At 72.6% G+C, this 22536-nt stretch carries 24 protein-coding genes; 9 read left to right on the top strand and 15 right to left on the bottom strand.

The features are described 5' to 3' along the window. Positions 1-116: 116 nt before the first annotated feature. From ACIBEC_RS44665 to ACIBEC_RS44680, 4 genes are all read right to left on the bottom strand, one after another. Complete coding sequence (locus tag ACIBEC_RS44665) at positions 117-2285, bottom strand: MMPL family transporter (RefSeq protein ID WP_360508682.1); 2169 nt, start codon at positions 2283-2285, stop codon at positions 117-119. A gap of 105 nt (positions 2286-2390) precedes the next feature. Next, complete coding sequence (locus ACIBEC_RS44670; protein WP_360508685.1) at positions 2391-2780, bottom strand: DUF302 domain-containing protein; 390 nt, start codon at positions 2778-2780, stop codon at positions 2391-2393. Between the two features lie 34 nt (positions 2781-2814). After that, positions 2815-3120: a rhodanese-like domain-containing protein gene (locus tag ACIBEC_RS44675; RefSeq protein ID WP_360508687.1), complete on the bottom strand. Its 306-nt coding sequence runs from the start codon at positions 3118-3120 to the stop codon at positions 2815-2817. 203 nt (positions 3121-3323) lie between these two features. Further along, entirely contained in the window at positions 3324-3590 is a 267-nt protein-coding gene (locus tag ACIBEC_RS44680) for a metal-sensitive transcriptional regulator (RefSeq protein ID WP_360508690.1), read from the bottom strand. Positions 3591-3725: 135 nt separating this feature from the next. On the opposite strand from ACIBEC_RS44680, the gene ACIBEC_RS44685 reads away from it, so the two are divergent. After that, positions 3726-4244 (top strand): OsmC family protein, encoded by a 519-nt coding sequence (locus ACIBEC_RS44685; protein WP_360508693.1) that lies wholly within the window; start codon positions 3726-3728, stop codon positions 4242-4244. 57 nt (positions 4245-4301) lie between these two features. Next, positions 4302-4664, top strand: coding sequence for a thioredoxin (trxA, locus tag ACIBEC_RS44690; RefSeq protein WP_360508696.1), 363 nt, complete (start codon positions 4302-4304; stop codon positions 4662-4664). Positions 4665-4824: 160 nt separating this feature from the next. Here the strand turns inward: trxA and ACIBEC_RS44695 are convergent, their stop codons facing one another. The 4 genes from ACIBEC_RS44695 to ACIBEC_RS44710 all read right to left on the bottom strand — a co-directional run bounded on the left by ACIBEC_RS44695 (position 4825) and on the right by ACIBEC_RS44710 (position 7241). After that, positions 4825-5016 carry a hypothetical protein gene (locus tag ACIBEC_RS44695; RefSeq protein ID WP_360508698.1) on the bottom strand — a complete coding sequence of 64 codons (192 nt, stop codon included), beginning with the start codon at positions 5014-5016 and terminating at the stop codon, positions 4825-4827. Positions 5017-5138: 122 nt separating this feature from the next. Next, a complete protein-coding gene (locus ACIBEC_RS44700) occupies positions 5139-5540 on the bottom strand; it encodes an OsmC family protein (protein ID WP_360508701.1) in 402 nt (133 codons plus the stop codon). Further along, positions 5537-5767 (bottom strand): hypothetical protein, encoded by a 231-nt coding sequence (locus ACIBEC_RS44705; RefSeq protein ID WP_360508704.1) that lies wholly within the window; start codon positions 5765-5767, stop codon positions 5537-5539. The genes ACIBEC_RS44700 and ACIBEC_RS44705 overlap by 4 nt, the downstream gene beginning before the upstream one ends. Before the next feature lie 91 nt (positions 5768-5858). Then, positions 5859-7241 (bottom strand): rhodanese-like domain-containing protein, encoded by a 1383-nt coding sequence (locus tag ACIBEC_RS44710; RefSeq protein ID WP_360508707.1) that lies wholly within the window; start codon positions 7239-7241, stop codon positions 5859-5861. Between the two features lie 243 nt (positions 7242-7484). Between ACIBEC_RS44710 and ACIBEC_RS44715 the strand changes: the two genes are divergently transcribed. The 4 genes from ACIBEC_RS44715 to ACIBEC_RS44730 all read left to right on the top strand — a co-directional run bounded on the left by ACIBEC_RS44715 (position 7485) and on the right by ACIBEC_RS44730 (position 11131). Continuing rightward, a complete protein-coding gene (locus tag ACIBEC_RS44715) occupies positions 7485-7850 on the top strand; it encodes a rhodanese-like domain-containing protein (protein WP_360508710.1) in 366 nt (121 codons plus the stop codon). Continuing rightward, positions 7847-8632 (top strand): sulfite exporter TauE/SafE family protein, encoded by a 786-nt coding sequence (locus ACIBEC_RS44720; RefSeq protein ID WP_360508713.1) that lies wholly within the window; start codon positions 7847-7849, stop codon positions 8630-8632. The genes ACIBEC_RS44715 and ACIBEC_RS44720 overlap by 4 nt, the downstream gene beginning before the upstream one ends. Before the next feature lie 67 nt (positions 8633-8699). Then, positions 8700-9266 (top strand): rhodanese-like domain-containing protein, encoded by a 567-nt coding sequence (locus ACIBEC_RS44725; RefSeq protein WP_360508716.1) that lies wholly within the window; start codon positions 8700-8702, stop codon positions 9264-9266. 122 nt (positions 9267-9388) lie between these two features. Beyond that, complete coding sequence (locus ACIBEC_RS44730) at positions 9389-11131, top strand: aminotransferase class V-fold PLP-dependent enzyme (RefSeq protein WP_360508719.1); 1743 nt, start codon at positions 9389-9391, stop codon at positions 11129-11131. A gap of 275 nt (positions 11132-11406) precedes the next feature. On the opposite strand, the gene ACIBEC_RS44735 is transcribed toward ACIBEC_RS44730, so the two are convergent. From ACIBEC_RS44735 to ACIBEC_RS44750, 4 genes are all read right to left on the bottom strand, one after another. Continuing rightward, positions 11407-12834 carry an MFS transporter gene (locus ACIBEC_RS44735; RefSeq protein WP_360508722.1) on the bottom strand — a complete coding sequence of 476 codons (1428 nt, stop codon included), beginning with the start codon at positions 12832-12834 and terminating at the stop codon, positions 11407-11409. 155 nt (positions 12835-12989) lie between these two features. Further along, positions 12990-13784: a phosphatase PAP2 family protein gene (locus ACIBEC_RS44740; protein ID WP_360508725.1), complete on the bottom strand. Its 795-nt coding sequence runs from the start codon at positions 13782-13784 to the stop codon at positions 12990-12992. After that, on the bottom strand, positions 13784-14638 hold the full coding sequence (lgt, locus tag ACIBEC_RS44745; protein WP_360508728.1) for a prolipoprotein diacylglyceryl transferase: 855 nt from the start codon (positions 14636-14638) through the stop codon (positions 13784-13786). The genes ACIBEC_RS44740 and lgt overlap by 1 nt, the downstream gene beginning before the upstream one ends. Positions 14639-14741: 103 nt before the next feature. Beyond that, a complete protein-coding gene (locus tag ACIBEC_RS44750; protein ID WP_360508731.1) occupies positions 14742-16085 on the bottom strand; it encodes a SulP family inorganic anion transporter in 1344 nt (447 codons plus the stop codon). Between the two features lie 247 nt (positions 16086-16332). Here ACIBEC_RS44750 and ACIBEC_RS44755 point away from each other — a divergent pair, with 247 nt between their 5' ends. Further along, positions 16333-16848 (top strand): MarR family transcriptional regulator, encoded by a 516-nt coding sequence (locus tag ACIBEC_RS44755; RefSeq protein ID WP_360508734.1) that lies wholly within the window; start codon positions 16333-16335, stop codon positions 16846-16848. 80 nt (positions 16849-16928) lie between these two features. Then, positions 16929-17396, top strand: a complete 468-nt coding sequence (locus ACIBEC_RS44760; RefSeq protein WP_360508737.1) for a hypothetical protein — start codon at positions 16929-16931, stop codon at positions 17394-17396. A gap of 372 nt (positions 17397-17768) precedes the next feature. Here the strand turns inward: ACIBEC_RS44760 and ACIBEC_RS44765 are convergent, their stop codons facing one another. Then, on the bottom strand, positions 17769-18182 hold the full coding sequence (locus ACIBEC_RS44765) for a MerR family transcriptional regulator (protein ID WP_360508740.1): 414 nt from the start codon (positions 18180-18182) through the stop codon (positions 17769-17771). A 408-nt stretch (positions 18183-18590) separates the two neighbouring features. Here ACIBEC_RS44765 and ACIBEC_RS44770 point away from each other — a divergent pair, with 408 nt between their 5' ends. Further along, positions 18591-20093 (top strand): SulP family inorganic anion transporter, encoded by a 1503-nt coding sequence (locus ACIBEC_RS44770; RefSeq protein ID WP_360508742.1) that lies wholly within the window; start codon positions 18591-18593, stop codon positions 20091-20093. A 201-nt stretch (positions 20094-20294) separates the two neighbouring features. Here ACIBEC_RS44770 and ACIBEC_RS44775 read toward each other — a convergent pair whose 3' ends face one another. Continuing rightward, positions 20295-20921, bottom strand: coding sequence for a hypothetical protein (locus tag ACIBEC_RS44775; protein ID WP_360508745.1), 627 nt, complete (start codon positions 20919-20921; stop codon positions 20295-20297). A gap of 16 nt (positions 20922-20937) precedes the next feature. After that, positions 20938-22260 carry an amino acid permease gene (locus tag ACIBEC_RS44780; RefSeq protein ID WP_360508748.1) on the bottom strand — a complete coding sequence of 441 codons (1323 nt, stop codon included), beginning with the start codon at positions 22258-22260 and terminating at the stop codon, positions 20938-20940. Between the last annotated feature and the right edge of the window lie 276 nt (positions 22261-22536).

Raw genomic sequence — 22536 nt, forward strand, 5'->3', positions numbered from 1 at the left:
GGCCCGGCGGGGGCGGGGGTGGGCCCGCCGGCCGCCGCCCCCCCCCCCCCCCCCGGGGGGGCCCCGGGGGGGGGGGGGCGCCCCCGGGCCCCCCCGCCACCGGGGGTTGAATTGGGTCAGCCGTGGGAGAAGGTGACCTTCGGCAGGACCCGGTCGAGCCATCGAGGGGTGTGCCAGGCGGCCCGGCCGGTCAACCGGAGGATGACCGGGAGCAGGACGAGGCGGACCAGCGCGGCGTCCAGGAGGACGGCGACGCCCAGGACGATGCCCATCTCCTTGGGCGGCAGCGGCCCGGACAGGGCGAAGGTGAAGAAGACCGCGACCATGACGCCGGCCGCCGCGAAGATCACCCGGCCGGAGTGGGCGAGGGCGCCGACCATGGCCTCCTTGGGGTCGCCGCTGCGCTCGTAGTGCTCCTTGGCGGAGGCGAGGAGGAAGACGGTGTAGTCCATCGCGATGGCGAAGATCATCGCGAAGAAGAACACCGGTGCCCAGCCGTCCAGGAAGCCCTGCGGCTTGAAGCCGAGCAGGCCGGCGCCGTGGCCGCCCTGGAAGACCAGCCGGGCGACTCCGAAGGCTGCGCCGGTGGAGAGCAGGCTGGCGGCGGTGCCGAGCGCGGAGACCAGTGGCGCGCGCAGGGCGACCAGCAGCAGCAGGAAACCGAGGGCCATGACCACGCCGATGACCAGCGGGGTCTTCTGGGTGAGGAGGTGCTGCAGGTCGAGGTTCTCGACCGCCGCGCCGCCGACGAGGGTGTCGTGCGGGAGTTCGGCGCGCAGAGCGTCAACGGTGGAGCCGAGCTGCGGGCTGGACGGGTCGAGGGTGGGGACGGCCTGGATCATCGCCCAGCCGGAGCCGTCGGCGGCGCTCTGGGCGGGCATGACGCCGGCGATGCCGGGGGTGTGGGCGATTTGCACGCCGACCGAGGCGGCCTGGCCGGTGGGGGTGATGATCTGCAGGGTGCCGGGGGCGCCGGGGCCGAAGGCCTGCTGGACGGCGGTGTAGCCGGCGCGGGCGCTGTCGTGGGCGGGGATGACGCTGATCGACGGCATCGCGGTGCGAAGCCCGACGACCGGCGCGGCGAGGGCGATCAGCGCCGCGAGCGCGACGGCGCCGTAGCGCAGGGGGTGCTTCCACAGGCGCTCGCCCCAGGCGGCGAAGCGCGGAGAGCGGTGTTCGCCGGACTTGACCCAGGGCAGGGCGAGGGCGTCGACGCGGTGGCCGAGCTTGCCGAGGACGGCGGGCAGCAAGGTCAGCGTGGCGGCGAGGACGAACAGCACGGCGAGCATGATGCCGCCGGCCATCGAGCGGAACGCCGGGGAGGGGACCAGCATCACCGCGGACAGGCTGACCAGCACCGTCGCCCCGGAGAGCAGCACCGCCTTGCCTGCCGTGTCCATGGTCTCCGCGACCGCCTCGGCGCTGGACAGTGAGCGGCCCATCCGGGCACTGCGGAACCGGACGACCAGGAAGAGGGCGTAGTCGATGCCGAGCGCGAGGGCGAACATCATGGCGAAGTTCATCGCCCAGATGGAGACCGGGAACAGGTGGCTGATCAGAACGAGCGATCCGGCGGAGGCGGCGAGCCCGGCCATGGTGAGCAGCAGCGGCAGACCCGCGGCGACGAGGGAGCCGAAGGCGAGGACCAGGATGGCCAGGGTGACCGGCCAGGACATGATCTCGGACTTCATCATGGCGTCGTGGTTGGCCTTGTTGAAGTCGCTCCACAGCACGGAGGCGCCGGTGGCGTGGACGCTGACGCCGTCGGTGGACAGGGCGTTCAGCGGCGCTTTGAGGGCGTCGGCGGCCCGGACCATGTCGTCCGGGGACGCCTTGGCGCCGGCCAGCAGGATCGCGGTGCGACCGTCCCGGCTGATGGTCGCACCGGGCTGGGGCGGGACGACGGTGGAGATCCGGGGGTCGGCGGCGGCAACGGCCTCGGCCTTGCCGATCACCTGCTGGACGGCGGGCTCGCTGACCGGCCGGTCAGCGGTGACCACGATCTGCAGCGCGGTGGAGGCGTTGCCCGCGAAGTGCTGCTCCGCGACCTGCCTGACCTTCACGGACTCGGAGCCGTTGGCCTGCCACCCGGCGCCGGACAGCGCGGTGGTGACCTGGGGCGCGAAGGCGCCGAGTCCGATCACGACCAGCAGCCATCCCACGAGCACGGCCTTGAAGTGCCCGGCCGACCAGGCGCCGAGACGGCCCAGGAGGCCGGCACGGCCCGGAGGACCCGGCGGCGCCGGGGTGGGGGGCTTGACGAGGGAGGTGTCCGGGTGAGGCACGGGGGTGCTCCGTTCCGAGGGCGGCCCAGCGGGCTGGCAATACGGGTGGGGGTATATGGAAGTCCGGAAAAGAGGGCCCGCGGAAGCGGGCCCGGGGAGCGGCGGTCAGCCGGCGAGGGCGTCCAGCGCGGCGCGCAGCCGGGAGGCGGCCTCGTCGGCCACGGCTTGGAGCGCCGGCTGCTCGGCGACCCGCACCATCAGCTGCGGGTCCATCGCCTCGACCACGGTGTGCCCGTCGGCCGAGCGGACCACGACGTTGCACGGCAGCAGCAGCCCGATCCGCCGGTCGACCCCCAGGGCGCGGTGGGCCAGCGGCGGGTTGCAGGCACCGAGGATCAGGTAGTCCTCGATCTCCTCGCCGAGCTTGGCCCGCAGGGTGGCCCGGACGTCGATCTCGGTGAGGATGCCGAAGCCCTGCTCGGCGAGCGCGGCGCGTACGCGCTCGACGGCTTCACCGAAGGGGAGGTCAAGGGTGACGGGGATGCCGTAGTCCATGGGGTGCTCCAATCGTGGCGTGAGGTCAGGGGGATCAGGAAGCGAGGTCGCGGCCGGAGAGCGACCACTCGGCGGTCCCGCCCAGGACGGAGGCGGCGTCGAACCCGGCGCGGCCGAGCAGTTCGGCTCCGATCCGGCTCCGGCTGCCGGAAGCGCAGATCACCATGACGGCGCGGTCGCGAGGCAGTTCGGCGAGGCTTCCCGCGAGCATCCCCAGCGGGATCCAGCGGGCGCCGGGCACATGCCCCGCGGCGAACTCGAAGGCCTCGCGCACGTCGAGCACCAGCGCGCCCCGCGCCCGTGCGGCGGCGACCGCCTCGATGTCGACTTCCCGAACCACGGTCCACCTCCCATCAATACCCATAGGGGTATGCAACAGAGTATGCCAACGCCCAAACGGAGATCTGCATTCCGCTTCAGGCCGCCGGGCGTGTCGCACGCCCTCGCGTTCCGGCCGCAGGCCCCGACCCGCCCGCAGGGGAGGGAGCCCAGCAGGGCACGGGACCGCGCCGCACGGGGCGCCGCCGATGGGCGGGCGCGATGTCAGGCCAGGGCGAGGAACAACTTTTCGAGCTCGGCCTCGCTCATCGGCGGCGCGTCACCGTCGGCGGTGGCCATGCACTGGCGCATGCCACTGGCCACGATCTTGAATCCGGCCCGGTCGAGAGCGCGGGAGACCGCGGCCAACTGGGTCACGATGTCCTTGCACTCGCGCCCGGCCTCGATCATCGCGATGACGCCGGCGAGCTGACCCTGAGCCCGGCGAAGGCGGTTGAGAACCGCTCCGACCGCGTCGTCGTCCACCTGCATGTCCGCACCTCCAGAGTGGCGTTCTCCCACGAGTTTACCCCGTGGGGTATATATCAGCGCAGAGCAGGGATCAGGGGCCCTCCCGGCAGGGCCGGTCGGCTCTGGCCCGTCGCCCGGCACCGATCTCCACTGGAAGTGGACCCGACCGCCATCGGCCGCTTCGCGGCCCGCCGACAGGAGCAGACCGTGACCTCGCCCGCGCAGCACACCTCACTCACCGACTCCGGCGCAGCACTCCCTCCTGGCCGGATCCGGATCGAGCACCTGGCCGGAGACCGCTACGAAATCGCGCTTCGCCGCCACCGCCTCGTCGTGGACCAGCCGGTCGAGGACGGCGGCCAGGACGCCGGCCCCACCCCGACCGAACTGTTCGCCGCGTCGCTCGCCTCGTGCGTGGCGTTCTACGCCGGCCGTTACCTGACCCGACACGGTGTCGATCCGAAAGGGCTGCGAGTGGACTCCCATTTCACGATGGCCACCGACCGCCCCGCCCGGGTCGCCGAGGTGGCCCTCACCGTGAAGCCGCCGAAGGGCCTGGACCCTGCCCGGTACGACGCACTGCTCGCCGTCGCCTCGCACTGCACCGTCCACAACACGCTCCACCAGGCTCCCGCCGTCCGCATCGAGGTGGATCGAACCAACGGGGCGGAATAGCCGACCGCACTCCACTGCCCAAACACCCATGGGGGTATCTACGAGAGGAGATCGGCCATGGCCACTGTCGAGCTGACCGAGAAGAACTTCGACGAGATCGCCGGCGGCGAGGGCATCGTGCTCGTGGACTTCTGGGCCGCGTGGTGCGGTCCGTGCCGGATGTTCGCACCCGTCTTCGAGCGCGTGTCACACAAGCACCCGGACATCGTGTTCGGCAAGGTCGACACCCAGGCGCAGCGGCAGCTCGCCGCCTCCTTCCGGATCTCCTCGATCCCGACCCTGATGGTGGTGCGTGACGGCGTCGTCCTCGACGCCCGGCCCGGTGCGCTGCCGGAGGCCGCTCTGGAGGACGTGATCCGCCAGGTCCACGCCGTGGACATGGACGACGTTCGTCAGCGGATCGCGGCATCCGCCGCGTAGCCCACGAGCCCGCCGGACGAACCGCGGGCCGCCGGAAAAGCACGTTGCACCGACCGGCTTCGCAACGGACCGATGGGCGCAGGCCGCCGGGCCGCATCATCCGTGGGGCGGGTGATGCGGCCCGGCGGCCTGCGTCGTGAGGCCTGTTGCGGCGTGCTGGTCACGGCGGCTCGTTGATGGCCGCGACGAGCACAGCCGCTTCGTCCGGCTCGGTGTCGATGCCGCCGGGTGGCTCCTTCTGCAACGCCCCGCCTTTGCGCGCCCCGGCGGGGTACCGGTGCGCCTGGGCGATGGTGGAGTCCGCGGCGACGTCCCACGTGATGAGGCCTGTCGCATCGGCCGCTGTCTGCAACAGCTGGAGGGTCCGCTTCCAGGCCCCGTCGCACTGCAAGCGCCGACTCAGGTCGTGGGCCCGGCCCCAAGACCCCACCCCTCCGGCATGTCCCGCCACGGTGCACCGGTCCACCCCCTCCGTCAGCGCAGGTCGACCATGACCTTCGGCGGGTACCGGAGGGTGTTGATGACCGCGCACCGGGTGAGGGCGTCGCGCAGCGCTGCGTGCCGCTGCGGGTCGAGGCCGGGCGGTAGAGCCAGGACCAGGCGCAGGGAGGTGATCCTGGCGGGCTGGTCGTCGAGTTCGTCGTAGTGGGCGGTGACGCGCAGGGTGTCACGCGGGAGGCCCCGGCCTTCCAGGAACTGGGCGGCGCGTTCGGCTGCGCAGGTTGCCGCGGATGCCACCAATTGCTCCACAGGCGTGGGTGCCGAGGCGCGACCTCCGGCGGTGAGCAGGTGCCGGCCCCGTGCGGTCGCGGCCCAGCCGCGGGTGCCGGCACGCGCGACCTCGACCACCGCGGGCGACCGCGGGTGACGACTCACCCCTCGGCACGGGCCGCCTGGTCGAGCAGGCGCTGGGCGAGTTCACGCGCCTCGGCCGGACTGAGTCCGGCCCAGATGCGGGAGGTTCCGCCGGTCTCGGGCCCCACATCCAGAGTGACCCGGCCGATCCGGACGGAAGGGCCGTCAACTTTCAGCTGGCCTACGTCGATCCGCCGCCCGCAGGCGGTGAAGAGCGGCTCCGCCGCCTGAACGTTTACGTTCGCCATCACTCCCACAACCCTTCCATAAATACCCCTCCGGGTATCTATGGAAGCGGTCGGGGAGCGGTGGGTATTCCTTCCGGACCAGGGGCCGGGTTCAGGCGGCGGGCTGGTGAGCGGCTGCCCACGCGGCGTAGCCGCCGAGCAGGTCGGACACGTCGCCGTAGCCGTGGTGACGCAGGAGGCTGGCGGCGATGGAGGAGCGGTGGCCGCCGGCGCAGTGGAGGACGAGCGGCCGGTCGGTGGGGATCTCGTCGAGGCGGCCGGGCAGTTCGTTGAGGGCGATGTGGACGGAGTCCTCGACCGATCCTTCGGCACGTTCGCCGCAGGTGCGGACGTCGATGACGAGCGGCGGCAGGTCTGCGGTGAGGGCGGTGCGCAGCTGGTCGACGGTGAGGCGGCTGGCGGGGGTGAGGTCGTCGGCGAACGCGGCGAGGGCGGTTTCCGGGTCGGCGAGGTGGCCGGCGGTGCGGTCGAAGCCGATGCGGGCGAGGCGGGTCACCACCTCCTGCTCCTGTCCGTCCGGTGCCACGACGAGGATCTCGGCGTCCGGCGCCAGGACGGCGCCGGCCTGTTCGGCGAAGCGGCCGTCGGCGGGGACGTTGATGGAGCCGCGCAGGTGTCCGGCGGCGAACTCCTGTGGACTGCGGGCGTCGACGACGACCGCTCCGGCTGCGCGGTGGGCGCGGAACTCCTCTTCGGTGAGCGGACGGTGGGCCTGCGCGGCATCGTAGAGGGCGCGGTCCTGGCGGTTGAGGGTGGCGTCGTAGCCGAAGTAGCCGGGTGCGGTGGACTGGCCGGCGGTGACGATGGCGACGAAGTCGTCCTCGCTCATCGGTGCGCAGGCGTAATTGGTGGCGCGCTGTGCACCGATGGTGGACTGCCGCTCGGTGGAGAGGTTCTTGCCGCAGGAGGAGCCGGCACCGTGCGCGGGGAAGACGCGGACCTCGTTCGGCAGCGACATCAGCTTGTGCTGGACACTGTGGTGGAGCATCCGGCCGAGCTCCTCGGCTGTCACGCCGACGGAGGCCAGCAGGTCGGGGCGGCCGACGTCGCCGATGAACAGGGCGTCGCCGGTCAGCACGCCGTACGGCACGGCATCCTCGGCGTGCTCGTACACGAGGACGCTGATCGACTCGGGGGTGTGGCCGGGGGTCTCCATGATCTGCAGGGTGACCTCGCCCAGGCTGATCCGCTCGCCGTCGGCGAGGTGGCGGATCGGGTACTCGGTCTCCGCGCGCTGCCCGTAGCCGATCCAGGCGCCGGTGCGGGCCGCCAGTTCCAGGTGGCCGGCCAGGAAGTCGGCGTGGAAGTGGGTGTTGATCACGGCCTCGATCGTGAAGCCGTGCCCCTCGGCGTCCGCGACGTACTCGTCGATGTCGCGCCGCGGGTCGACCACCACCGCGCGGCCGGTGGTCTCGTCGGCGACGAGGTACGAGGCCTGGGAGAGGCAGTCGAGGTAGTACTGGGCGAAGAACACGTGGATCGCTCCTGTTCCTGAGGCATGGCAGCTCGGGCCGAGGCGGCCGAATCGAGCCGCCGCGTGAACCGGAAAAATACGGGGTGGGGTATCCCTTGCTCTCAAAGATACCCCCATGGGTATTATCGGAAGCAAGGGGAGTCATTCACAGGCCGCCGCGCAGCCGCCCCTCACCACCTGCCCAGGTCGCCGTCACCTGGGGCCGCTCCCACTGACTCGCAGCACACCCATCGGAGGCCAGCCATGCTCTCGACCCACCAGTCACCCGCCCCGCCGCAGGCCACCCCGGCCGAGGCCGAGCGGATGGTCTCGACCGGCCGGGCGGTCCTCGTCGACGTCCGCGAGCAGGAGGAGTACGCCGCCGGCCGATCGCCCTCCGCACTCTGGGTGCCGCTCGGCGTCCTCGACGCCGGTGGCGATCTGCCGCCCGACACGGCGGGACGGACGGTGCTGGCGATCTGCCGCTCGGGCAACCGCTCGCAGTACGCCGTCGCCCTGCTCACGGCGCGCGGCGTCACCGCCGTCAACGTGGCAGGCGGGATGAGGGCGTGGGCCGACGCCGGGCTCCCCGTCGTCACCGCACACGGCACTGGTGGTCAGGTCATATGACCGCGCTCGTTCTCGCCCTGATCGCCGGTGCCGTAGTGGGCCTGGCGCTCGGCGGCCTCGGCGGAGGCGGCAGCATGCTCGCCGTCCCCGCCCTGATCTACCTGCTCGGCTTCTCCCCCGCCCACGCCGGCACCGCCAGCCTCCTCATCGTCGCCGCCACCTCGCTCACCGGACTCCTCGCCCACGCCAGGGCAGGCCGCGTGCGCTGGCGTACCGGCCTGCTGTTCGCCGCGGCCGGCCTTCCCCTGGCCGCCGCCACGGGGGCGCTGTCCGCCCACCTGCCCGCCACCCTGCTCACCGTCGCGTTCGCGGTGCTGGCGGCGTTCGCCGCCTGGCGCATGCTCGCCTCCGCCCGCAAGCCCAAGGACGCCGCCCGACACCGCCCCGACGCCGCGGGGTCCGACCGACCCACCGAGAGCCGCCCCGCACGCTCCGCGGCCGCCGGCGCCGGCCTCGGGGCGGTCACCGGTCTGCTGGGCGTGGGCGGCGGCTTCCTCGCCGTACCCGCGCTGGTCTCCGTCCTCGCCTTCACCATGGCCGAGGCCGTCGGCACCAGCCTGCTGGTCATCAGCGCCAACTCGCTGGCCGCCCTGGTCCCACGCATCGGCACGACCGGCTCGCTCGACTGGGCCGTGATCGCCCCGTTCACCGCCGCCGCCGTCCTCGGCGCCTGGGACGGCAAACGCCTGGCCGACCGCTTCAGCGGCCGCACCCTCCAGACCGTCTTCGCCCTCGCGCTGCTCGCCGTCGCCGCACTGATGATCACCGACGCGCTCCGCTGACCCCCACACCACTCCCGGACGCCTGCACCCGCCGGCCCCCGCTCCCCCATCGGAAGGACCCCGCCCCATGGCAACGCCCCTGACCGTCGAGCAGCTCCACCCCCGACTCGAGCAGCTCACCGTCATCGACGTTCGCTCCCCCGGCGAGTACGCCGGCGGCCACATCCCCGGCGCCCACAACATCCCCCTCGACCAGCTCGACCGGGCCATGCCCGCCCTGCGCGCAGCCGCCGAGCACGGCGCGATCGCCGTCGTCTGCGCCTCCGGTGCCCGCTCCCAGGCCGCGTGCGAAAAGCTCGCCGCCACCGGCATCACCGCCCACACCCTCGTCGGTGGCACCTCCGCATGGGCCCAGAGCGGCCACCCCCTCAACCGCCCCGAAGGCGCACGCGCCGTCTGGGCCATGGACCGCCAGGTCCGCTTCGCCGCAGGTTCCCTCGTCGTCCTCGGCATCGTCGCCGACCTGGCGTTCCCCTGCGCCCGCTGGTTCTCCGCCGCCGTCGGAGCAGGCCTCGCCTTCGCCGCGATCACCAACACCTGCGCCATGGGCGCCATGCTCGGCAAACTCCCCTACAACCGCCCCCGCACCGGCACCCCCGACCTCGACACCACCCTCGCCACCCTCCACCGGTAACCGCCCACCGCCAGGAATGCCGCACCGGCCGTGCCCGGCACACCGGCGGAACCACGTGGGATGGCCACGATGGGCTGCGCGGGAGAGCCGTCCGGCTCTGGCCTGCCGGGATCCGCTGCGGGATGCTGGCAGTCGACGGAGTTCTCCGGGACCACGCCGACCGGTCCCGGCCACCCCGGACAGGAGGCCGACGTGAGCACCACCACCGCGTCGGGCGAGCGGTCCACGTCCGCCGCCTCGCCGTCACCTCTGCTGGAGCGCATCCGCGCGGCATCATCGGCGAGGGCGAGGTCCTGGACGGCCCCTACGGACCGCGCCGGGTCACCTACGCCGACTACACCGCCTCCGGCCGCTCCCTCGACTTCATCGAGGACTTCATCCGCGACGCCGTCCTCCCCCGCTACGCCAACACCCACACCGAGAGCTCCGGGACCGGCCTGCAAACGACCCGGCTGCGCGAGGACGCCCGCCGGATGATCCGAGACTGCATCGGCGGCACCGACGACCACCTGGTGATCTTCTGCGGGTCCGGAGCCACGGCCGCCGTCAACAAGCTCGTCGGCATCCTGGAACTCCGCCGGCCGACCGGCCCCGCCGAACGCCACCGGCCGGACGGGCCTCTCCCGCAGGCCGAGCGGCCGGTGGTCTTCATCGGGCCGTACGAGCATCACTCCAACGAACTGCCCTGGCGTGAGACCGTCGCCGACGTGGTGCCCATCGGCGAGGACGCCGACGGACACCTCGACCTCGCCGACCTCACGGCCCAGCTCGTCCGCTTCGCCGACCGGCCGCTGCGGATCGGCAGCTTCTCCGCCGCCTCCAACGTTACCGGCATCCTCACCGACACCGACCGCACGGCCCGCCTCCTGCACGAACACGGAGCACTGTCCTTCTGGGACTACGCCGCGGCAGCACCGTACGTACCCATCCGCGCGGCCGAAAGTTCCCCGGGCCGGGGCGACGGCAAGGACGCACTGTTCATGTCCCCGCACAAGTTCCCGGGCGGCCCCCAGACCCCCGGCGTGCTGGTCGTCCGACGGGAACTCGTCCGCAACCCGGTGCCCACCGCGCCCGGCGGCGGCACAGTGCTGTTCGTGGACCCCACCAGCCAGCGATACCTCGACGACCAGGTCGCCCGCGAGAAGGGCGGCACACCCGCCATCGTCGAATCCATCCGCGCCGGTCTGGTCTTCGGCCTCAAACAGGCCGTCGGCACCGACCTGATCCAGGCCCGCGAGGAACGGATGTGGCACACCGCCCTCGACCGGTGGGAGCGCAACCCGCGCATCGACGTCCTCGGCAGCCACCGCGCCCGCAGGCTGTCCATCGTCTCCTTCCGGATCCGGCACGGCCACCGGTTCCTGCACCACAACTTCGTGGTCGCTGTCCTCAACGACCTCTTCGGCATCCAGTCACGCGGCGGCTGTTCCTGCGCAGGCCCCTACGGCCACCGCCTGCTCGCGATCGACACACCGCACTCACACGCCTTCCGCGACGAGATCGTCGGGCACCGCTGCGAGGGAATCAAACCCGGCTGGACCAGGATCAACTTCCACTATCCTCTCCGACACCGTCCGGGACTACCTCATCGACGCCGTCGACCTGCTCGCCGACAGCGGACACCGGCTGCTCCCCGACTACCGCTTCGACCCGCACACCGGCCTGTGGCGCCACCGCGACGCCGCGGCCGGACCGCCACTGCGGCTCACCGACGCCCGCTACGACGAGCACGGCCACCTGCACTGGCCGCACGGACGCGCGCGGATGGGCGAGGAGGCACTCGCCGGGCAGCTCGACGAGGCACGCACGCTGCTCGCCGGCCTGCCCGACCCGGTCGACTCCGGCCCCTGCGCACTCCCGGCTGACTTCGAGGCCCTGCGCTGGTTCCCGCTGCCACCGCAGTGCCTGGCACCGTGACGGCGAACGGGCCGGCCACCACCCGCACCACCGGCCGTGCCGGCGCCCGCAACACGCCCGGCTTCGGCCCGCCCTGCCGGCTCCGCTCACGGCCGACGACGCTCGACGAGTCCGCCATGCTCTGCCCTTCGGGCACCCGCTCCGCCCCGCCCCCTTAGGGCCACCCGGCAGTCTACGGCTGACTGCTACCCGGCTCGGGCCCTCTCCCGGAATCCCGGGCAGGTCAAGGGTGGCGGGAGACGTATCCGAGTACCCAAGCGAGGGCGGCGAAGACGAGCAGGACGAGGGTGGCGGTACGGGCTCCGGTGCCGGTGCCGCCGAGGTGGAGGGCGAGGGTCACGGCGGCGACGCCGGTGGCGGTGCCGAGGCCGCGGGTCATGTTGACCATGCCGCCGCCCGTGCCGGCCGAGCGGCTCGGGATGGCCTTCATGACGAGGGTGTTGTTCGCGGGCAGGAAGACTCCGAGGGCGAGACCGAGCAGGACGAGCGGGTACGGCAGGACGGCGGCTTGCTGGGGTACGGCGGCGAGCAGTGCCAGGGCGGCGATGCAGCCGGCCGCGCCGTAGCGGCTGCGCCTCTGGTCGTCCCAGGCATGGGGCAGGAGGCGGTCGGCGGCGGTCGCGGCGAGGGCGAAGCCGACCGGCAGCGCGGTCAGCACCAGGCCGGCCGTCAGGGGTGAACTGCCGTGGCGGTCGAGTTCGACGGGCACCAGCACCAGGGGACCGAAGAGGACAAGGTAGCCGCACAGCCCGGCCAGCAGTCCGGGGCCGACCGGACCGCGGCGCAGCAGGGTCAGGTCCAGGAGCGGGTGGGCGAGGCTGCGTTGGCGGCGCATGAACGCCCACGCGGCGAGTGCGGCGCCGACGCCGAGTGCGGCGGCGGTCCACGGGGGCAGGCCGAGTCCGGAGAGGACGGACAGGGCGAGCAGGGCGAGGGTGGTGGCGGCGGCGAGCAGGTGGACGCTGGGCAGGTCGAGGCGGGAGGTGGTGGCGCGGTCGCGGGTGCGGGGCAGGAGGTAGTACCCGGCGGCGAGGGCGATGATGCCGATGGGGACGTTGACGCCGAAGACCCAGCGCCAGCCGGCGGTGGCGACGAGGGCTCCGCCGATGGTGGGGCCGAGGGCGAGTCCGACGGCCTGTCCGGCGGCCTGGATGCCGAGGGCGGTGCGCGTCTTGTCGGATGGTGCGCTGGTGGCGACCAGGGCGACGCTGTTGGCCTGCATGAGGGCGGCGCCGACCGCCTGGAGCACGCGGAAGGCTACGAGCGCGGTGAGGGTGGGTGCGAGGCCGCAGGCGGCGGACGCGGCGGTGAAGACGACGAAGCCGTACAGGTACATGAGCTTGCGGCCATGGACGTCGGACATGCGCCCGGCGGGCACCAGCAGGGCCACGAGAGTCAGCAGGTAGGAGAGGGACACCCATTGGACACCGGCCAGGCCGGCGTGGAACTCGGCGCCGATGGGCCGGTAGGTGAGGGTGACGATGCTCGCGTCGAGCTGGCCCATGAAGGCACCGAGGCAGACGGTGGCGACCGCGAGGCGCCAGGCGCCGGGGCGGTCGCGTATCACGCCGGGCCTGGGCCGCTCGGTGGTGAGCAGCGCCCGTAGGCGCGGGGTGGAGGATGCCGGGGTGCTGCGGTCGCGGACCGTCATGGCGGATACCTCGATCGGCTGGTCGGCGAACGGGCGGGGCCGCCGCCCGTGGGGTTGTGCTTCCAGCGGCGGCCCCGGATCCAATATATATCTGTCGCCGATATGATCGGTAGAGGATGTACTCGATGTCCGATCGATTGATTCCCCCGGAACCCTCAGGCGAGTGGCGCCCGGAAGGACCGGAAAGAGAAGCGGGCCGTCCAGCGGGCGGCGGCGAAGCCGGCGCCGATGGTGAGCAGTCCGGCCAGGGCGTCGGCCTCGAAGTGGTTGGCGGTGGAGATGATCACGACGAGGGTCGCGGCCGGATAGCAGAGAGCGGCGGCACGTACGGCCCGGTTGCGGGCGTGGCGGTACAGGACGACGGCGCACCAGGTGGACCAGACGATGTGCACGGAGGGCATGGCGGCGTACTGGTTGGAGACGGTGTCGACGGAGCTGGAGGCCCAGGAGCCCCAGGTGTGGTGGACGACCACGGTGTCAATGAAGCCGTCCCCGGAGAGGAAGCGCGGCGGGGCGAGGGCGTAGAGGTAGAAGCCGGCCAGGGCCGCCGCGGTCGCGGCGTAGAGGGCGGTCCGCGCCTCGCGGAAGTGCTCGGGGCGGCGGACGTAGAGCCAGAGCAGGGCGCCGATGGTGACGATGAAGTGCAGGGTCGCGTAGTAGTAGTTCATGCCGGTGATCAGCCAGGTCACGTGGTCGGCGGCGTGGTTGAGCGCGAGTTCGAAGCTGAGGTGCAGGCTGCGTTCGGCGTCGAGGATCTCCTCCGCGCGGCGCAGGGCCGCCGCGCGGTGGTCGGGTACGGCGTTGCGGCTGACGGTGTAGAGGGCGTATCCGGCGCCGGCGAGCAGGAGTTCGGCCCACCAGGCCGGGCGTGGACGCCTGGCGGCGGGCGCGGGGCGGGCGGCCGCGGCCGGGGCGGCGGTGTCGTGCGTGGGGGCTGCGGGGTGGGGCATCAGCTGGTGGCCTTGATCGGTTCGGCGGGTCGGGAGGTGCGGTGGATACGGTCGGCGGGGCGTTGCCTGTGGCGGGTGACCACGAGGCAGGCGACGGCGAGGGCGAAGCCGATCAGCGCGGTCCAGATGTTGAGACGCAGGCCCAGGATGTGGTTGGCGTGGTCGTCGCGCAGGGCCTCGACCCAGGCGCGCCCCGCGGTGTAGGCGGCGGCGTAGAGGGCGAAGAGGCGCCCCGAGTGCAGGTCGAAGCGGCGGTCGGCCCACAGCAGCAGGGCCACGCACCCCAGGTCCCACAGCGACTCGTAGAGGAAGGTCGGCTGATAGAGGGCGATGTCCGGGGTGGCGGCGGGGCGGTGGGCGGGGTCGATGAGCAGGCCCCAGGGCAGGCCGGTCGGGTCGCCGAAGAGTTCCTGGTTGAAGTAGTTGCCCCAGCGGCCGATCGCCTGGGCGAGCACCAGACCGGGGGCGAGGGCGTCGGCGTAGGCGGAGAGGCGGATGCCGTGGCGGCGGCAGCCGATCCAGGCCCCGACGGCGCCGAGGGCGACCGCGCCCCAGATGCCGAGGCCGCCGTCCCAGATGTAGAGCGCACGGATGGGCTGCCGGCCCGGTTCGAAGTACAGCTCGGGGTCGGTGACCACGTGGTAGAGCCGGCCGCCGACGATGCCGAACGGCACGGCCCACAGGGCGATGTCGGCGACGTGGTCCGGGTTGCCGCCGAGGGCGGCCCAGCGGCGGCGGGTCAGCCAGACCGCTGCCCCGATGCCGGTGATGATGCACAGCGCGTAGGCGCGGATCGGTATCGGTCCCAGGTGCCACACGCCCTGGGAAGGGCTGGGCAGGTACGCCAGATGCATGAGGCCGGTCCCCTCGCGGCCGGGCGCGGCGCAGGTCCTGCCGCGCGAGGGGCACCACAGTACATCGGGCACCGATTAGCTCGGTAACCGCAGTATCTCGCGGTTACGAGCGGGCAGCCTGCGGACGGCGCCGCAGCCGGCCGCCCAGACGCTGCAGCGGCGCCACCAGCCGAGGAAGGACGGACAGAGCCGCGCCCAGCAGGAGCGCGTACTGGAGCGGAACCTCGGTGGCGGCGAGGAAGGTCAGCACCGTCGCCGCCCGCTCGTAGGGCCCGCGTCGCCAGGCCGCCCGGAGCTCGGGCAGACGGGCGAGGGCCAGCTTCGCACCGACGACGCCCAGCAGCGCCCCGATCACCGGCAGCGGGATCAGGCCGACCGCGCGGCCGCAGGACGCGACCAGGACGGCCAGGGCGACACCGGAAGCGGCGCCGGCCCAGCGGGTCCGGGCCCCGGCGGCCACGGCCACCCCCGTGCGCGAGAGCGAGCCGCCGACCGGCATCGCCTGGAAGAACGCCCCCACCACGTTCGCCGCCGCCTGCGCGAGAACGTCCCGAGTTCCGCCCACCCGGGGCACTCGGTCATCTTGTTCGCCGGAGATCCCGGCGGCCTGGGCGAGGGCCACCAGCGCCACCGCGCAGGCCCCCGGAGCCAGTTGGACCAGCACGCCCCAGGCGGGCAGCGACAGGTGCGGGAGCCCGGAGGGGACGGCGCCGAGCGAAGCGGCCAGCGGCACCGGCGCCGACCAGGCCCGCACACCCGCGCTCCCCACGACCAGCGCGATCAGCACCGCCTGCGGCCGGGAGCGGTGCCAGCGGTGAGCCAGCAGCCACACCGCGACGGTCGCCGCCGCCGTCCAGCTCGCCGCCGACGACCACCCGCCGGGGTGTGCGGCCCACGCGCCGATCCGCAGCAGCTGGTTGTGGTGCCCGGCGCGGTAGCCGGTGGCGTCCGCCAGCGCGCCCGCGACGATCTGCACGGCGATGCCGACCGCGAACGCCGACATCGCCCCGCCACACACCAGCCGCAGCGCCGACCCCAGCCGCAACAAGGCGAAGACGGCCATCGCGACACCGACCGACAGCGCCAGTGCGGCCACGTTCGCCCCGTCGGAGGGATCCAGGTGCGCCTCGATGAGCACTTCCTGCGAGGTCAGCGCGATCGCGCTGGTCAGCGTGGTCACCATCAGCACCGACCGGCACAACAGCGCGCCGACGACCGCGGGGACCACACCCGCGTACAGGCCCGCCGCCGGATCGAACCCGGCGATCGCCGCGTACGCCATGCCCTCGGGCACGCTGAACAACGCCACGATCACACCCGCGCGTACCTCCCCCGCCCACACCCCGGCCCGCCTCCGACCCGGCCCGGGCCCGGCGCCGGCCTGGCCGGGCAGCAGACACACCCGCGGGTCGGACCGGTCCGTACTGGCCTCGTTCACCTGGTCCACACGGTCCTCCCGGACGAGCGGGCACGGCGTACCCCGCCCCGGACACGCCGCATACGTACAGTCACCTGAACGCCCAGGGTGCTCGCCCGCACCGCCCGAACGGCCGACACGACACCGCCATGTCCACCGTTCGGGTGCTCCTTCCCGACAAGCACCACCGGACGAGACCACGTGCCGTAGGGCACCGCCAACCCGCGTCGACGCACGGACGACCGCGGCCCGACCCCGACATGGTTAGGTTGGCACCATGGCCAGCCCGACCGCCGACACCAGCGCCCGCCCCGATCTCGAACAGCCGGGCCTCGGCGCGCGCCTGCTCACCGACGCCATAACGGGACTGCGCCGGGCGCTGCGGGCCTCGATCCGCTCCGACTACCCCTGGGAGACCCTCCCGATCGCCCAGGTCGAAATCCTGCAGTCCCTCGCCGAGTCCCAGCCCGCCCAGGCCGGCCAGCTCGCCGAGCGCCTGCGACTGGCGCCCAACACCGTGTCCGGACTCGTCAGCCGCCTGATGGCCGCCGGCCTGGTCGACCGCGGCACCGACAGCCGAGACCGGCGCCGCGCCGTCGTCCAGCTCACCGAGCAGGGCGCCGAGCGCCTCGCCGCCTGGCAGCGCGCCCATGAGCAGCGCATCGGCACCGCCCTCGACGCACTCGACCCCGACGAACGGGCCGCCCTCGGCGCCGCCCTGCCCGCCATGACCTCCCTCGTCCGCCAGCTCCACCACCAACTCGCCGCCACCGAAAGTCCCGCGGACGGCTGACCAAAGGCCACTCCGACGGCAGCCCGGACAGGCCAGCAGGAGCCTGTCCACGGCGCCGCATGTCCGCTATGACGACCCCCGTGCGAAGCATCGGGATCGACCTCGCGGCAGGCCCCGCCACCACGGCCGTCGCCGTGCTCCACTGGGCCGCACCGACATCGCCGTACGGCAGGCCCTCGCCCCGAGCCTGCAGCCGCTGTCCGTTTCCTTACAAGCTCGGCGCCACGGCCGCGCACTGGGCCCACCTGACCGACGAACTCGCCCACCGCGGCCACCCCGTGGAGCGCACCGGGACGGGTCCCGTCGTCGAGGTCTACCCCAAGGCCGCCCGCCTGATGACGGCCGCGCCCTTCCTGCACTGCTCACCACAGGTCCGGGAGGAGTACGAACGCAACGAGCACGCCTTCGACGCCCTCGTCGCTACCCTCGTCGCCCGGGCCTGCGCCAAGGGCCTGACCCGCCCGCCCGAGCTCGAAGACGCCCCGGCCGCCGCCGTCGAGGGCTGGATCCACCTGCCCGAAGCAGGCAGCCTGCACAGCCTGCTATAGGGGCGGGCCGCGGCAATCGACGTCCGGGAAGCGACCGCATCCCGAGCCGCCATCCACCCCCGAGTCCTCGCCGCGCGCACGAAGCGGCGGTCCCTACCCGGAGGCCGCGAGCCGGCCCGCACTGACTTCGCCACGATGCGGGCCGACGAACTGTCACGCCGCCGGGGAACTGGAGCAAGCCCCCGCAGCGGCCCGGGAGGGCGAAGGGCTGGCCGTCGCCCTGGCCCACGCCACCGATCAGAGCCTCGCGGTTCCTGCGCTGCCGCGAACTCCCCGCCGGAGAAACGGGTTTGCCGGCCCGGCCGCAAGCGCTGGACTTCACCGCCGTGCTCGTGAACGGTGTGCACCGGGCGGCGCGTGTGCGGCCCGGCTTCAGGGCCGGGTGGTCTGCGCGCTGTGCTCCAGGCGGGCGGCCAGGGTGGCGGCGAAGTCCTCGGCGCGGGACAGCTGCACCCGCAGCTTCGCTACTTGCTCGACGGCGGCCCGCTCGTAGCGGCGCACCTGCTCCAGCAGTGCTTCGCGCTCGTCGGTCTCCAAGTCGTCCTCATTGTCCAGGCGGTCGGTGGCTTCCAGTAGATCGCGCATCTGGTCGAGGGTGAAGCCGAGGGGTTTCATCCGGCGGATCACCATGAGCCGGGCGACGTCGGCCTCGGTGTAGAGGCGGAAGCCGCCCTGGGAGCGGGCGGAGGGCACGACCAGGCCGGTTTCGTCGTAGTGGCGGATGGTGCGCAGGGACAGCTCGGTCCGCGCGGCGACCTCCCCGATCTGCATGTGCCTGTCGTCCACGCTCGTGGTCCTGGCCCTTCGGTCCCGGTGCCGCGGCCCGTACGGCCGCCGCCGACCTCTACTCTAACGTTGGGGTAGAGTTCCCGAGGTGGTGGAGACCGGCCCTGGGCGGCTGTCCCGCCGCCGCTGTGTCGGGGCCGACGCAGCCCACGGCAACGATCCGACCCTGGCAGGAGATGCACGTGCGCGAGCCCATGACGCCCGGTGCCGCCGCCTGCCCGCCGTGACACTCCGCCCCTGAACGTGAGCCGGTCGACTGCGCCTCACCGACCCCTGCGCTCGTTCCACCCGAAGACTTCCGGCCCGCCTTCCGGGCCGCTCGCGCGCGCCGCTCCCGGCGTTCCCGCGCCACTCGCACGCCCCGGCGGTGCCGACGGAGGCGTGCCCGAACACGACAGGTACGCATCCGTGTCCTCTCCCGTACTGTCCCCGGTCTCGCGGCTGCGCGGCCTCAAGCCCGACTGGCTGAGCGACCCGAAGGCGTGGCGCACCGAGGTCCTGGCCGGTCTGGTCGTCGCCCTGGCGCTGATCCCGGAGGCGATTTCGTTCTCGATCATCGCGGGGGTCGACCCGGCGGTGGGCCTGTTCGCCTCGTTCACGATGGCCGTGACCATCTCGGTCGTCGGCGGCCGGCGGGCGATGATCTCCGCCGCCACAGGAGCGGTCGCCCTGGTCATCGGACCGCTCAACCGGGAGCACGGCTTCGGTTACCTGGTGGCGGCCGTCATCCTGGCCGGCGTCTTCCAGATCGCGCTGGGTGCGCTCGGAGTGGCGAAGCTGATGCGGTTCGTGCCGCGCTCGGTGATGGTCGGCTTCGTCAACGCCCTGGCCATCCTGATCTTCCTGACCCAGGTCCCCAACCTGGTCGACGTGCCGTGGCCGGTCTACCCGCTGATCGCCGCCGGTCTCGCACTGATGGTGTTCTTCCCCAAGGTCACCAAGGCGGTCCCGGCGCCGCTGGTGTCCATCGTCATCCTCACCGTCGTCACCGTGGCCGCCGGCATCGCGGTGCCGACGGTGGGCGACAAGGGCAATCTGCCCTCCTCCCTGCCGGTGCCGGGCCTGCCCGACGTGCCGTTCACCCTGCACACCCTGACCGTCATCGCCCCCTACGCGCTCGCGATGGCGCTGGTCGGACTGATGGAGTCGCTGATGACCGCCAAGCTCGTCGACGACATCACCGACACCCGCTCGAACAAGACCCGCGAGTCGATCGGCCAGGGCATCGCCAACATCGTCACCGGCTTCTTCGGTGGCATGGGCGGCTGCGCGATGATCGGCCAGACCATGATCAACGTCAAGGTGTCCGGCGCCCGCACCCGCCTGTCCACCTTCCTGGCCGGCGCGTTCCTGATGGTGCTGTGCGTCGTCTTCGGCCCCGTCGTCTCCGACATCCCGATGGCCGCTTTGGTCGCCGTCATGGTCATGGTGTCCTTCGGGACCTTCGACTGGCACTCCGTCGCGCCGAAGACCCTCAAGCGGATGCCCGTCGGCGAGATCGCCGTCATGGCGATCACCGTCGCCTGCGTCGTCGCCACCTCCAACCTCGCCATCGGCGTCGTCGTCGGCTCCGTCACCGCAATGGTCATCTTCGCCAAGCGCGTCGCCCGCCTCGCGAACGTCACCGCCGTCACCGACCCGGACGGCAGCCAGGTCGTGTACGCCGTCACCGGGGCCCTCTTCTTCGCCTCGAGCAACGACCTCGTCGGTCGCTTCGACTACGCGAACGACCCCGACAGGATCGTCATCGACCTCACCGATGCCCACATCTGGGACGCCTCCTCCGTCGCGGCCCTCGACGCGATCGAGACCAAGTACGCCCAGCGCGGCAAGAGCGTCGAGATCACCGGCCTCAACCGCCCCAGCGCCGACCTCCACGGGACGCTCAGCGGCGAGCTCGCCAGCCACTGACGGACCACGCCGCGTCGGCTCTCCGATAGCCGGAGGGCCGGCGCTGCTCTACGGCACCGGTGAGGAAGGCAGCCAGTGCGGACAAGAGATGCTTGCCGCCCTCCTGACAGGTGCGCAGACGGTCGAGCCCAGCCGCGCGCAAAGCCTCATGCGTCTCCGTCTGAGCGGACCGAGGAAAGCGCGCCGTGGCTGGCATCCGGTTCAGGCGGCCGTCCGTGCGGACCGGACCGCAACATCCGCCGCGCAGCAGGCCGCCGCCACGAACACCAGGCTCCCAGCCCAGCGCCACAGGCCGTCCAGCAGCCCCGCCCACGCGGCGAGCGCCGCCAGCGACTGGACCACGGTCGGACCGCTCACCCGAAGACGCTCCCCGCACCCGCTCTCGTCCGCGACCCTGGACTTCGCGACCGCCAGAGCGGTCATCACCGGTACGGTGGCCAAGATCCAGCACAACCCGGCGACGGAGCCGGTTCGCGCGGCGCCGGCCGACACGCTCAGGGCCAGGAGGACGAGCACGAGCGCGACATGGACGACGGCCTGCCAGCGGTTACCAGCCCGGCGATCCGACTCTTCGGCCGACGTTCCGACCACAACTGCCGACGCGACGAGGCCCAATAAGGAGATGATCCCGTAGCCCTCGGGCAGTGAGACGGGGCCCTGCGAGGCAGCCACCGGGATCATGATGCTGACCCCAGCCGCCAGCCATCCGATCGTCGCGTACTCGAGAAGCAGCGAGAGCCGCTGCCGCCGATCGGTATCGCCCGCGGCGCGCACCGGATCCCGGCGCCGGGCACCGCTGCGCGAACCCGGTCCGGTGTGCTCTGCCACTCGGCCCGCTCCCTTCTCAGTCCGCCTCGGCCTGGCGCTCGATCTCCTCGATGCCGCTCGGGCTGCCGGCCCGGATCCAGCGGACGTACAGGCCTGCGCCGATGAGCAGGGTCGCGACGAGGGAGAGCACGGGCCAGCCGCGCAGCAGGTTGACGACCAGGGTGAACGCCACGGCCGCGGCCGCGAGGGCGTTGACGGTGGCGAGCCACGGCTTGCGCTCGGTGCGGGCGAAGCGGGCCATGGCGAGCAGGCCGACGAGGAAGCTGACGAAGACCGCCACCGCGTAGAACAGCACGAGTTCCTGCTCCTGGCCGGCGGCAGCGAGGATGATCACGGCTGCGGCGGCCAGGTAGACCACGACGGACCAGTACGGGGTGTGGTGCTTGTTGGTGCGGCCGAGGACCGGGGGCAGGACGCCGGGGTTGTCGGCGGTTCCGGCCAGGGCCTTGAGCAGGCCGGGGCCGGCCTGGAAGGAGGAACTGGCGGCGGCGAGCAGGAGCAGGGAGCTGGTGAGCTGGAACGCGTCGTAGAGCCAGCCGGGGCCGGCCGCGGCGTGGGCGATGTCGGCGATCTGGGTGGAGTCGGCGCCGGGCAGGCCAACGTGCAGCTTCACAGCAAGGGCGGTCAAGGCGAGGGTGAGGCCGCCGACGATAACCAGCAGCAGGGCGAGGGTCCCGCGGCCGAAGCGGCGCCGGTGGGTGTCGTCGAGCTGGCCGAGCTGGGCGATCGCGGTCGAGGGGGCTTCGATGCCGGTGGCCAGCGCCATCGCCACGGGGAAGGCCATGACCACCGCGAAGACGGCCGAGCGGCCCGGATCGGCGTGGGTGGCGGCCGTGCCGGCGGTGTGCGGCGCGGCGAAGCCGAGGACGACCACCGCGACGGCGGCCAGCACGAACAGCACGGTCATCGCGGCGAACAGGAGCCGGCCGCCGTGGCCGAACCAGGTCAGGCCCGCCACGATCACGAGCAGCACGAGAGCCAGCGGGATGCGTATGGGCGCCAGGCCTGGGAACAGCGCGATCACCGCGCTGGCGGCGGCGGCGATCGAGATGCCGATGGTCAGCACGAAGTCGACGACGAGCGCGCCGATCGGCAGGAACGTCCAGCGCGGACCGAACGCCCGTCCGGCGGCAGCCGCAGCGCCGCCGCCCTTGGGGAAGCGCCGCACCAGCTGCCAGTAGTTCGCGGTGACCAGGACCACGAGGCCGATCACCAGGCCCATGGTGGGCAGCAGCAGCGCGAGGTCACCGTTCAGTGCCCGCAGGGCGGCCTCGATCGCGTAGGCGACGGAGGAGACCGGGTCGGCGATCACCGCGAAGGCGAACGCGAAGAAGAGCACCGAGCGGCGCGGCCCGCGGCGGACCAGGTCCGGCGGTGCGGCTGCGGAGAGAGAACGACAACGTCATCGCCGACCAGACTTCCCGGCACACCAGCCGCTAACGGTACGACAAGATTCTGCAAGGACAGCATCAAGATGTCGTCAAGATTCCACCAAGGCGAGCGTCGGCCAGCTGGGCTGCTCGGACGTCCGGCTTGGCCGGCGGGCCGATTCCTGGGCCCTCGTCGTCGGCTGCCGCGGCTGTTCCCATTCGTGCGCCGGACGGAGCAGAGAACG

The organism is Kitasatospora sp. NPDC051164 (assembly GCF_044455625.1).
GTDB lineage: Bacteria > Actinomycetota > Actinomycetes > Streptomycetales > Streptomycetaceae > Kitasatospora.